This is a genomic window from Klebsiella sp. WP4-W18-ESBL-05 (assembly GCF_014169075.1).
Taxonomy (GTDB): domain Bacteria; phylum Pseudomonadota; class Gammaproteobacteria; order Enterobacterales; family Enterobacteriaceae; genus Kluyvera; species Kluyvera ascorbata_B.
The window spans coordinates 3,641,091-3,653,229 of sequence record NZ_AP022057.1; the positions used below are offsets into that span (position 1 = coordinate 3,641,091).

10 protein-coding genes and 1 other RNA gene are annotated in these 12,139 nt (G+C 54.5%); 7 read left to right on the forward strand and 4 right to left on the reverse strand.

Translation table 11 applies throughout. The features are described 5' to 3' along the window. Position 1: 1 nt before the first annotated feature. Together H7R58_RS17330 and ssrA are read left to right on the forward strand one after the other, a co-directional pair. Positions 2-1,165, forward strand: a complete 1,164-nt coding sequence (locus H7R58_RS17330) for an HlyD family type I secretion periplasmic adaptor subunit (protein ID WP_106928442.1) — start codon at positions 2-4, stop codon at positions 1,163-1,165. A gap of 80 nt (positions 1,166-1,245) precedes the next feature. Further along, positions 1,246-1,608: a transfer-messenger RNA gene (gene ssrA / locus H7R58_RS17335) on the forward strand. 297 nt (positions 1,609-1,905) lie between these two features. Here the strand turns inward: ssrA and H7R58_RS17340 are convergent. Beyond that, on the reverse strand, positions 1,906-2,682 hold the full coding sequence (locus H7R58_RS17340; RefSeq protein ID WP_182930161.1) for an SDR family NAD(P)-dependent oxidoreductase: 777 nt from the start codon (positions 2,680-2,682) through the stop codon (positions 1,906-1,908). Positions 2,683-2,858: 176 nt separating this feature from the next. Here H7R58_RS17340 and H7R58_RS17345 point away from each other — a divergent pair, with 176 nt between their 5' ends. After that, on the forward strand, positions 2,859-3,773 hold the full coding sequence (locus H7R58_RS17345; protein ID WP_182930160.1) for a LysR substrate-binding domain-containing protein: 915 nt from the start codon (positions 2,859-2,861) through the stop codon (positions 3,771-3,773). Positions 3,774-3,977: 204 nt separating this feature from the next. Here the strand turns inward: H7R58_RS17345 and H7R58_RS17350 are convergent, their stop codons facing one another. Both H7R58_RS17350 and H7R58_RS17355 read right to left on the reverse strand, forming a co-directional pair. Then, positions 3,978-4,694 (reverse strand): YebC/PmpR family DNA-binding transcriptional regulator, encoded by a 717-nt coding sequence (locus tag H7R58_RS17350; RefSeq protein ID WP_106928379.1) that lies wholly within the window; start codon positions 4,692-4,694, stop codon positions 3,978-3,980. Positions 4,695-4,960: 266 nt separating this feature from the next. Beyond that, a complete protein-coding gene (locus H7R58_RS17355) occupies positions 4,961-5,857 on the reverse strand; it encodes a LysR family transcriptional regulator (protein WP_227674170.1) in 897 nt (298 codons plus the stop codon). 245 nt (positions 5,858-6,102) lie between these two features. Between H7R58_RS17355 and H7R58_RS17360 the strand changes: the two genes are divergently transcribed. Continuing rightward, a complete protein-coding gene (locus H7R58_RS17360) occupies positions 6,103-7,059 on the forward strand; it encodes an alpha/beta hydrolase (RefSeq protein ID WP_182930159.1) in 957 nt (318 codons plus the stop codon). A 79-nt stretch (positions 7,060-7,138) separates the two neighbouring features. Here the strand turns inward: H7R58_RS17360 and H7R58_RS17365 are convergent, their stop codons facing one another. Beyond that, the gene (locus tag H7R58_RS17365) at positions 7,139-7,483 is read right to left on the reverse strand and encodes a DUF1294 domain-containing protein (RefSeq protein ID WP_182930158.1); all 345 of its coding nucleotides are present in this window, start codon (positions 7,481-7,483) and stop codon (positions 7,139-7,141) included. 313 nt (positions 7,484-7,796) lie between these two features. Between H7R58_RS17365 and H7R58_RS17370 the strand changes: the two genes are divergently transcribed. The 3 genes from H7R58_RS17370 to hutW are packed head-to-tail and all read left to right on the forward strand — an operon-like array spanning position 7,797 to position 12,132. Then, the gene (locus tag H7R58_RS17370) at positions 7,797-9,944 is read left to right on the forward strand and encodes a TonB-dependent receptor (protein WP_182934806.1); all 2,148 of its coding nucleotides are present in this window, start codon (positions 7,797-7,799) and stop codon (positions 9,942-9,944) included. A 2-nt stretch (positions 9,945-9,946) separates the two neighbouring features. Next, a complete protein-coding gene (locus H7R58_RS17375) occupies positions 9,947-10,771 on the forward strand; it encodes a heme/hemin ABC transporter substrate-binding protein (RefSeq protein WP_106928438.1) in 825 nt (274 codons plus the stop codon). A gap of 23 nt (positions 10,772-10,794) precedes the next feature. After that, complete coding sequence (gene hutW, locus H7R58_RS17380) at positions 10,795-12,132, forward strand: heme anaerobic degradation radical SAM methyltransferase ChuW/HutW (protein ID WP_182930594.1); 1,338 nt, start codon at positions 10,795-10,797, stop codon at positions 12,130-12,132. Positions 12,133-12,139: the final 7 nt, after the last annotated feature.

Genomic DNA, 12,139 nt, shown 5'->3' on the forward strand with positions numbered 1-12,139 from the left:
GATGGAGGACCTGGACATCGGCCGCGACGTGGCCTTTTCCGGCGCCAGCCGCATTGTCCTGCTGAGCACGCTGATGTTTATTGCGCTCGGCGTCTGGTCGTGGTTCGGTACGCTCGACGAAGTGGCCACCGGCACCGGCAAGGTGATTCCCAGCTCACACGAGCAGGTGCTGCAATCACTGGACGGCGGCATTCTGGCAGAACTGAACGTCCGCGAGGGCGATAAGGTGCACGCCGGGCAGATTGTCGCCCGTCTCGACCCTACCCGTTCGGAATCCAACATGGGCGAAAGCACCGCGCGCTACCGCGCGTCGCTGGCCTCCAGCGCCCGCCTGTATGCGGAAGTAAACGACAGTCCGCCGATCTTCCCAAAAGAACTGAAAGCCTGGCCGGACCTTATCGCCAGCGAAACGCGCCTCTATCGTACCCGCCGCGCGCAGCTGTCAGATTCTGAGGCTGAGCTGAAGGATGCGATGGTGTCGGTGGATAAAGAGCTGGCCATCACCCAACGCCTTGAGAAGAGCGGTGCCGCCAGCCACGTGGAAGTGCTGCGCCTCCAGCGCCAGAAAAGCGATCTCGGGCTAAGGCTTACCGACCTGCGATCGCAGTACTACGTACAGGCGCGCGAGGCACTTTCCAAGGCCAACGCTGAAGTCGACATGCTGCAGGCGATCATTCGCGGTCGTGAAGATTCGGTCACCCGTCTGACGGTGCGCTCCCCGGTGCGCGGGATTGTGAAAAACGTGCAGGTAACCACGCTCGGCGGCGTCATCCCACCGAACGGTGATCTGATGGAAATAGTCCCTATTGACGATCGGCTGCTGATTGAAGCCCGCCTGTCGCCGCGCGATATTGCCTTTATCCACCCCGGACAGCGGGCGCTGGTTAAGCTTACCGCCTACGATTACGCCATCTACGGCGGGCTCGACGGAGAAGTTGAGACTATCTCGCCGGACACCATTCAGGACAAAATTAAGCCTGAAATCACCTATTACCGCGTGTTTATCCGCACTCATCAGGATTACCTGACCAACAAAGCCGGACGCCATTTCTCCATTACCCCAGGAATGGTCGCCAGCGTCGATATCAAAACCGGTGAAAAAACCATCTTTGAATACCTGATGAAACCGTTCAACCGGGCAAAGGAGGCGCTACGTGAACGATAAATGTACGCTCAACGGCCTGTTACGCCACGTTTTTCACTGGCAACGGCACGCCTGACTCTGTTATACTTGCTGTACACATTGGGGCTGATTCTGGATTCGACGGGATTTGCGAAACCCAAGGTGCATGCCGAGGGGCGGTTGGCCTCGTAAAAAGCCGCAAAAAATAGTCGCAAACGACGAAAACTACGCTTTAGCAGCTTAATAACCTGCTCTGAGCCCTCTCTCCCTAGCTTCCGCTCTTAAGACGGGGATCAAAGAGAGGTCAAACCCAAAAGAGATCGCGTGGAGGCCCTGCCTGGGGTTGAAGCGTTAAAACTAATCAGGCTAGTCTGGTAGTGGCGTGTCTGTCCGCAGGTGCCAGGCGAATGTAAAGACTGACTAAGCATGTAGTGCCGAGGATGTAGGAATTTCGGACGCGGGTTCAACTCCCGCCAGCTCCACCAAAATTCTCCATCGGTGATTACCAGAGTCATCCGATGAAGTCCTAAGAGCCCGCACGGCGCAAGCCCTGCGGGCTTTTTTGTGTCTGTCGCTTCAAGGAATAACCCGCCAGAAGCCCATAAAATCGGTACCCGCAATGCAGCGGTCTACCGAACGTGCACCCATGATAAAAGGGAGCCAGACCAAGCGCGCATCACCGCCTTTTCACCAGCAATGCGCTCCTGTGCGCGTCAGTCACCTGCCTATCGCGCACAGCCTGCATTTGCTTAATGACTCCAGCGCCGCCTGCAGCATGGTCATCAGGCGTTACGACCCGCCATCACGCCGCCATCGATATCCCAGATAGCACCGGTGACCCACTCAGTCTTATCAGAGAGCAGGAAAGCAATAGTTTCAGCAATATCCTCCGGCGTTCCCACGCGGCCAATCGGGTGGAAGCTGTCGAAGCTATTCATCACATTCTTCACGTCAGCTTTCGCAATAAAGCCTTCATAAATTGGCGTGTGAACAACCGCCGGAGAGACGGCATTGACGCGGATGCCTTTCCCTCCCAGCTCAATGGCCAGGTTTTTAGTCAACGCATGCAGGCCTGCTTTCGCCATAGAGTAGGCTGAAGACGGGGTAGCACCGATAGCCTGCTGCGCCCACATAGAGCCGATGTAAACGATGGAGCCTTTCAAACCGCCGTCAACCATATTACGCACCACATCGCGGGTGATGAAGAAGGTCGCGCGGTTGATACTCATATACTTATCGTAATCAGACATGTCATGTTCGGTGAACGCTTTCGGAAAGAACACGCCAGCCGCGTTGACCAACAAATTGATATCTTTATGTTCAGCGTTAATGGTCTTCATCACTTGCTGCATTCCGTCTTCTTTCATCAGGTCTGCAACGATGATGGAAACCTGCCCATCAGCGGCCAACGCCCGGCGAGCCTGCTCGGCTTTATCCTGACGATGGCCGATCAGTACCACGCTGCCACCATTTTTCAGGATCAGCCTCGCCGTTTCGAACCCCATACCACTCGTCCCACCGACCACTAACAGTTTTTTACCGGCAAAAGATGCGTTCATCGCTAACCTCGTTCAAATCATCTGGTTGTCATTGATGAAAAGCGCTGCTTTTCATCGTGTGGCAGCAGAATGTCACCCAGAGCGGTGATTGACGACTGAGAAGAAATAACGGCACAGAAAAGAAAATCTTTCTCGGCGGCGTATACTGAAGAAAATAATCAATCAGGACAGAGGTCATGCGATCGCTTAACCGACTGAAATGGCTGCACGCCTTTGAAGCCACCGCTCGGCATGGCAGCTTTACCGGCGCAGCACAGGAACTGGGCGTCACATCTGCGGCCGTAGGCCAGCTTGTTCGCTCGCTGGAAGACTGGGTTGGGCATCCGCTGCTTCACCGTACCCGTTCAGGTAAGGAGCGTCTGACGCTGGTGGATGAAGCGCAGGACGCCTTACAGGACATTACCCAAGGGCTTGATAAGCTGGAGTCCGGATTAAATAAACTACGTGGGCGGCGGGCTCGTTCTGTTGTTGTCGTAACCGCCTCACAGGTGCTGATGATGAACTGGCTGATGGAACGGCTGAATCGCTTTTCTGAAACCCATGAAAGCATTGACCTACGGCTCAACGTCACCGAAAAGCTCATGGACGTGTCACACGGCGAAGCCGATATAGGCATTCGCTGCGGCCAGGGAGACTGGCCGGGCGTGAATAAAACCTGGCTAATGGACGAAGAAGCGGTGCTGGTCTGCAGCCCGCGCCTGGTACCCGCGGAGAAAACCACCTGCGGTGAATGGCTCGCCGCGCAGAAACTGATCCATGATGACACGCCGCACCCCGGCGCGCATTTTCCCTCATGGGATGATGTCCTCAGCGCGGTCGGCGCGCCCGCGGCCCATGAAAACGGCTTGCACATCAATTCCACAGCCGCCGTCGTTTTGTCGGCCCTGAGCGGACGTGGGGTGGCAATTGTACGATACGCGCTGGTGAAGCAGCTTATCGCAACCGAACAACTGGTCCTGCTGCACCCCAGGCATCGCTGGCCGCTCACATGGTCCTATTATCTGGTGACCCCGCAACATCACGCCATGCGGCATGAAGTAAAAATATTCCATGACTGGCTGGTCCAGGACGTGATCGCCGAAAAGGCTTAATCGCCTGCTCAACCATTGTGCCGTGTACCCAGACGGCACAATACGCTACCGACCGCGAAGAGAATAAAGGCCTGAAATTTAAATTCGGGAGATGACTTTTGAGCAGCAGCCATTAATATCACCATCGCTTCTGGCTACATTAATTTTTATAAAAATTAAAAAGATAAAAAATCTGCCATAATGGCAGATTCTTTTAATATATAATTAGAGATTTGCAACGTTATGATAAACTTTCTGAACATCATCGTCATCTTCAAGGGCATTAACCAGCCCTTCAAAGACTTCTAAATCTTCTGGCGAAAGTTCAATTTCTGATTGCGCGATCAGTTCTAATTCTGTTGATGTGAACTCAGTAATCCCGGCTGCTTTAAGCGCGGCAATGCCTTTATGAAGATCTGTTGCTTCGGTATAAATAACGATATTCCCTTCTTCTTCGGTTACATCGCGAACATCAACTTCAGCTTCCAGCAAAATTTCAAAAATACGGTCAGGATCGGTTCCTTTAAATACGATCACGCCAGTATTGTCAAACATATAGCTGACAGAACCCGTCGCACCAATATTTCCGCCTTTTTTATTGAAAATGTTGCGAACATTAGCAATGGTACGGTTTACATTGGAAGTCAGCGTTTCAGCGATAACCATGGAACCATTCGGCCCAAAGCCTTCATAACGCCCTTGTACGAACGTTTCGTCGCTGCCACCTTTAGCTTTATCAATGGCTTTATCGATAACGTGCTTTGGAACCTGCGCTTGCTTCGCACGTTCAATAACGAATTTTAAAGCTGAGTTTGATTCCGGGTCCGGCTCACCTTGTTTCGCAGCAGCATAGATTTCCACACCGAACTTTGCATATACGTTAGATGTTGCACCGTCTTTGGCGGTTTTTTTAGCAACAATGTTGGCCCATTTACGTCCCACTGGAATAGTCTCCTCGAAAATTTATTCACATTACATACCGGTTAATAACCCGCATGTTTTTCCGCCGCATTATATCATGACAGTTAAATACTCGTCTATGAAAATGAAAACACCTCGATTTTACGAGGTGTTACTTTAAATTCAACAATAGTTAACATTATGGATAACCCCTTTCAAATTCACCTTCCGATTCCTTTTTCATTATTCATAATTGGACCATCGTAATAATATTTAAAACCACAGCAATAACATTGGGAACTCTGGTATTAAAGCTGTTTATATCTTAGCGCCTCAATAATGACATTGAACGCCGCCGACGATTTCAAGCGACTGGTATAATATAAATAATATTCCGGATAGGTAATGGTGAAACGTTCAAGTACCGAGAGCAGTTTGCCAGAGGTAATATCATGTTGCACTAATGCCTGCGGAACATATGCAAATCCATAGCCGTCAAGGCAGGCTTGATGAACTTGATTAATGCCGTTAACAATAATCTGCCCCTGCACGCGTAACTTTTGTTCCTGCCCATTAATCAAAAACGTCCATGACAAATTCTGCCCATGCGTAGGCAACTGCAAATTAATACAGGGTAATGCCAGTAGCTGTTCCGGGTTTTCTGGTAAACCTTGCGCGGGCAGATGATCGCGCGACACCACGACCGCCATACGATGCTCGGCGCTAATCGGTATCGCAACCATATCCTGGGCGATCAGCCCTCCTCGGCGTACGCCAGCATCGAAACGCTCTTTGGCAATATCCACCAGGCCGTAATCCGTGATGAGCTCAAGGTGAATATCGGGATAGTTTCTCAGCACCGGCGCCAGTTTCGGCCACAATACCTGCTGGATAGCATATTCATCGGCGGAAATGCGCACCCTGCCCGCAGGCTTATCCCGCCATTCAGCCAGCTGATCCAACCCCTCGGCAATCTCTTCAATGGCTGGGCCAATCCGCTGCGCCAGACGTTCGCCCGCTTCGGTTAGCGTCAGGCTTCGGGTGGTGCGATTGAGCAATTTAAGCTGCAAACGGGCTTCCAGATTACTGATGGTCTGGCTCACCGCCGACTGCGACGTCCCGGCTTTTGCTGCGGCGCGCGTGAAACTGCCTTCCCGAACCACCGTCAGGAATATGAGGAGATCGTTGAGGTTCTCTTTGATCATATTAATAAGCCACGCTAATAACTGACATCACATTATTCCGTCTAATCAAAAGCAGTGTCCAGCCCTATCATCACTTCATCGTCACCGCACACGTCGCCCACGCTTTCGAAAACAGCGGAATGAATGACGATGGTCTGTTCGCCAAGGCGTCGTGTATTACCGCGGATAAACTGGCGAATGACGCAGGTAGCTGTTTGAAAGCAACAGTACGTTAGGCACCGCAACCCGTTTCAGGAGTTCATACAATGACGAACCAACAATCCGTTTCCTTTAAGCACAACAGCTGGCAGGTTGCAGCGACTCTCCGCTTCCCGGAGGGATTTACCCCGCATCAAAAATACCCGGCCATTGTCTGCGCTCACCCCATCAGTAGCTGCAAAGAACAGACATCGGGCGCAATCTATGGGCAAAAGCTGGCTGAGGCGGGATTTATCACTCTGGCTTTTGATGCGTCGACGCAGGGCGAAAGCGGGGGCGAGCCGCGTTTCAGCGAAAACCCGGCCACTCGGGTGGAAGATTTTCGCTGCGCCATCGACTATCTCGTGACCTTACCCTATGTCGATGAAGATCGCATTGGCGTATTAGGCGTCTGCGGCGGCGGCGGGTATGCCGTGAATGCCGCGACCACTGACCACCGTTTCCGTGCAGTGGCAACCGTGGTTGCTGCCAACTATGGACGCATCTTGCGTGAGGGAGACGCGAACCCTGATGCCGCACTCAAGACGATTGAGGCGCTGGGTAAACAACGCACCGCGGAAGCCCGTGGAAGCGACCCTCTGGTGGTGGGCTACATTCCTGCCGATATGGCTGAGCTGGCCGAATCAGGCATTACCGATATCGACATCGCTGAAGCGGTGGATTATTACACCACCCCACGAGGACGTCAGACCGGCTCACCTAACAAACTGCGCTTTACCAGTATCGCCCCTGCGTTAAATTGGGATGCATTTGCCTTTACGGAAAAATTACTGACGCAGCCGCTGCATATTGTTATTGGCGATGTTCCCGGCGGTTTTGGCTCATACCGCGACGGCTATGAGCTGTATCAGCGCGCCCGCTCCACGGAAAAAACGCTTCAGGTTGTACACGGTGCCTCTCACTACGATCTGTACGATCGCCCGGAAGCCACGTCGCAAGCGCTGGCGCAGCTTATTCCCTTTTACCATCGGTATTTAGGTTCACCGGCAGGGCAGCCATCCTGATATTCCTGACGCACCAGCTCCGTGCCGGGATGGGCCTGGTGCGTTGAGTCAACGGCCGCCAATGTGGCACGCTGTCTCGCTACCAGCTCCCTCCCCGCCAGAGGTAGAGCGCCGCCGCTACCGCCGCGAGGTTTAAAACCACGCTGCCAAAAAACCAGCGTCTGAACGGCTGTTTCTGCGTTTTGTGGCGGAACGCCTGCTGCGCAAGCCAGGCGGCAGGCCACCCGCCTGCCAGCCCAAACGCCAGCAGCGTTTTTTCCGGTACGCGTTGCCAGCTTTTGCAGGCGGCAAGCTTATCCGCACCGTAAATCAGAAAGGTCAGGATGTTGATCAGTAGCAGCCACGCCAAAACGGGATAAACGAACCCAAAGCTGGCTATCAACGCCAGCACCAACAACCCCCAGCAAATTTTATTTATCATCACCCGCTAATCACCCAGAACCATGACGTCTCTACTCCCCTGAAAATGCAAACCGGAACAGTTTACCTGACGGGTCGCTACAGCGTTACTCGGCCGCCGGCTTTCCCGGCAAAAAGCCGAAAAAATTAGGCGCATAATTATTAACAGTGACAGGTAATTAACTGGAAAAACAGTCTGTTACCACCTGCATAAATTGACCAAAATCAAAGATGCATTTCGTTTGAATGTTCAATGCTGGACGCAACAGACCTTCATATGTAAGTCTATTTGATACTAATTATCATTATCATACTCATATACATTTACAGGTTTAATGATGCTACACACCGTCTCACGGGGGTCATTCGCACTCTCGGCCCTAGCGATATGTATTTCCACCACCGTGGGCACGACCACGGCAAACGCAGCACAAAACGCAGCGCCTAAAGAAGAAACGCTTGTGGTGACGGCGAATCGTGCGCAGAGCAGCCTCTGGGAAAGCCCGGCGACCATTCAGGTGATTGACCAGCAAACGCTGAAAAATGCCACCAGCACCTCCATTGCTGACGATCTGCAAGATATCCCCGGCGTTGAAGTCACCGATAACTCGCTGGCCGGCCGTAAGCAGATTCGCATTCGTGGCGAAGCCTCTTCTCGCGTATTGATCCTCATTGACGGGCAGGAAGTAACCTACCAGCGTGCTGGCGATAACTATGGCGTCGGTCTGCTGATCGATGAATCGGCGCTGGAACGTATTGAAGTCGTGAAAGGCCCTTATTCCGTGCTCTATGGCTCACAGGCCATCGGCGGCGTGGTGAACTTTATCACCCGGAAAGGCGGCGACAAGCCCATCGCGGGAACCGTAAAAGCGGTCTACAACTCCTCAACCGCAGGCTGGGAAGAGTCGGCCGCGGCCTGGGGCAGCATCGGACAATTCGACTACCGCATTAACGGCAGCTATTCCGACCAGGGCGACCGAAAAACCCCTGACGGCCGCCTGCCGGATACCCACAACCGCAATAACAGCCAGGCTATCTGGCTGGGCTATAACCTCGACAACCAGCACTTTGGCCTGTCGCTGGATCGCTATCGACTCTCTACCCAGACCTATTTTGAAGATACCGAAGGGGCTTATGACGCCTTTAGCGTAAAAATTCCGAAGCTGGAGCGCGAAAAAGTGGGCCTGTTCTACGATATAGACGTAGACGGCGACTACCTGAAAAAGATCCATATTGACGCTTATCAGCAGACGATCGAGCGCCAGTTTGAGAATGAGGTGAAAACCACGCAGGCCATTCCGAGCCCGATGATTCAGGCGCTGACCGTGCATAATCAGACCCACACGCACGATAAGCAGTATACCCAGGGCCTTACGCTGCAAAGCAATTTTACCCTGCCAGCGGATAACAACCTGGTGCTGGGCGCACAGTATAAACGCGACCGGGTATCTCAGACGTCAGCCGGGAATACCACCAATCAATCGGCAACCGGTTTGATCAATACCGCAACGCAAACCCGTTCTTATTACGAGTCAGAACAAAGCAATACCTCCCTGTTCGCGCAGAACGACTGGCACTTTGCCGACAACTGGACGTGGACGCTGGGCGCTCGCCAGTACTGGCTGTCATCAAAACTGACCCGCGGTGACGGTCAATCAACCGCTTCCGGCGTCACCAGCGATGCCTCGATCCCAGGGCAGTCGGCGCATGACAGCGAGCTGGTCACGTCGACCAGCCTGCGCTACTCCGGTTTCGACAACGTTGAGCTACGCGCAGCGTTTGCCCAGGGCTACGTATTCCCTACGCTTTCGCAGCTGTTTATGCAAACGTCCGCCGGCGGCAGCGTGACCTACGGGAATCCGGACCTGAAAGCAGAACACTCCAATAATGTCGAATTGGGCGCTCGCTACAACGGTAACATGTGGCTGGTCGACGGTGCCGTCTACTATTCCGAAGCCAAAGACTATATCGCCAGCGTAGCCTGTGCAGGGGAAGCCGTCTGCAAAGGCAATAGCGCCACCTCACGCGGCGGCTACTATTACTACGACAACATGGACAAAGCCAAAACCTGGGGAATGGAGCTAAGCGCGGAATATAACGGCTGGGCCGTTTCCCCTTACATCAGCGGTAACCTGATTCGCCGCCAGTACGAAACCGCGACGCTGAAAACCACTCACACCGGTGAACCCACGATCAACGGCCGCGTTGGGCTCAAACACACGCTGATGCTAAACGCCGCGAACGTCACCTCTGACGTCTTTATCCGCGCTGCCTCAAGCGCTAAGGACGACAGCAGCGGTACCGAAACACGCAGCCCCGGCTGGGCAACGCTGAACCTGGCCGTCAATACCGAATTCGGTGCTAACGACCAGTATCAGGTCAACCTTGCTCTCAACAACCTGACCGATAAACGCTACCGCACGGCGCACGAATCCATTCCTGCGGCGGGCTTTAACGCGGCCATCGGCTTTGCCTGGAACTTCTGATGATGAAAAAACTCGCCATAGGATTACTGGCCTTAACCTGTGCGCTTAGCGCGCAGGCAGCCGAGCGCATTGTGGTTGCGGGCGGTTCGCTGAGCGAACTGATTTATGCCATGGGCGCGGGTGACCGCGTAGTCGGCGTTGATGAAACCACCAGCTACCCGCCAGAAACCGCGGCCCTGCCGCATATTGGCTACTGGAAACAGCTCAGCAGCGAAGGCATTTTGTCGCTGCGACCCAGCCGCTTTATCACCTGGCAGGACGCGGGGCCGCAGCTCGTCTTCGATCAGCTCCGGGCGCAGAAAGTAGACGTCGTTACGCTGCCGCGCGTTCCGGCAACCGTCGAGCAGATGTACGCCAACATTCACGCACTGGCGAAAACGCTGAACGAAGACGACAAAGGCAACGCGCTGGTTAACAACATTCGCCAGCGTCTGGCCAACGTCGCCCAAAGCACCGCCAGCCAGCCGGCGCCGGTTACCGCCCTGTTTATTCTCAGCGCTGGCGGCAGCGCGCCGCAGGTTGCCGGACAAGGCAGCGTTGCCGACGCCATTATGACGCTCGCGGGGGCGAAAAATGTCGCTCAGCATCCGCAGTATCGCAGCTACAGCGCCGAAGCGCTGATCGCCGCCAATCCGCAGGTCATTATCGTTACCTCACAGATGGTAGAAGGCGATATCAACCGCCTGAGCACCATCGCTGGCATCACGCGCACCGCCGCGTGGAAAAATAAACGGATCATCACTCTCGATCAGGCACTGATCCTGGGAATGGGCCCGCGCGTCGCCGACGCCGTTGAAACGCTGCACCGCCAGTTGTGGCCAAACTAAAGGATGTTGAAATACCCGTTATGCTGAATACCGACAACGAACTGGATCTCACCCCGCACTTCGCGCAGGAGGGCGGTCAGCCCTTCAAAGATCGCCGGGCGACAATGCCCTGGCGAGGCGCCGTTCCGATCGCCAAAGAACAGCTGGAGCCCACCTGGCAGCAGGTACTGAGCCAGGCCGCGCCGCCGCGCAAACGCCTGCTGTATCTGCACATTCCGTTTTGTGCCACCCACTGTACCTTCTGCGGCTTCTATCAGAACCGTTATGAAGAAGATAGCTGTGCGCGTTATACCGACGCGCTGCTGCATGAAATTGCGATGGAGGCCGATAGCGTTTTGCATCAGTCCGCGCCGATTCATGCGGTCTACTTCGGCGGCGGCACGCCTTCTGCGCTCTCCGCTCGCGATCTGGCACGCATTATTACCGCCCTGCGCGAACGTCTGCCGCTGGCACCGGACTGTGAGATAACCATTGAAGGCCGCGTGCTGAACTTTGATGACGCGCGCATCGACGCTTGCCTGGACGCGGGGGCAAACCGTTTCTCGATTGGTATTCAGTCATTTAACAGCAAAATCCGTAAAAAAATGGCCCGCACCTCCGACGGCCCTACCGCCATCGCCTTTATGGAAGGCCTGGTGCGCCGCGATCGCGCCGCGGTGGTATGCGATCTGCTGTTTGGCCTGCCGGGACAGGATGCCACACTGTGGGGCGAGGATCTGGCGATCGCCCGCGATATCGGCCTGGACGGCGTAGATCTCTACGCATTGAACCTGTTGCCAAATACGCCGCTCGGCAAAGCGGTTGAAAATGGGCGTACTCAGGTACCGCAGCCAGCGGAACGCCGCGATTTGTACCTCCAGGGCTGCGACTTTATGGCGCAGGCCGGATGGCGCTGTATTAGCAACAGCCACTGGGCGCGCACCACCCGCGAACGCAATCTCTATAACCTATTGATTAAGCAAGGCGCAGACTGCCTGGCGCTGGGTTCCGGCGCGGGCGGCTCAGTCAATGGCTATTCGTGGATGGTCGAACGCAATCTGAACAACTGGCATGACGCCATCGCTGCCGGCAAAAAGCCGCTGATGATGATGATGCGTACCGCCGACCGTGGCTTCCAGTGGCGACATACGCTACAGGCTGGCGTTGAAACGGCTCGCGTACCGCTGGACGATCTGACGCCACACGCCGCCCGTCTCGCTCCGCTGCTGGCACAGTGGCACCGCGCGGGATTAACCCAGGACGCTTCCACCTGTCTGCGTCTCACCAACGAAGGCCGTTTTTGGGCCAGCAACATTTTACAGTCTCTTGATGAACTGATTCAGGAGCTTAACGCACCGCGTATTGCGGTAGAAACCCCATAACAGGAGC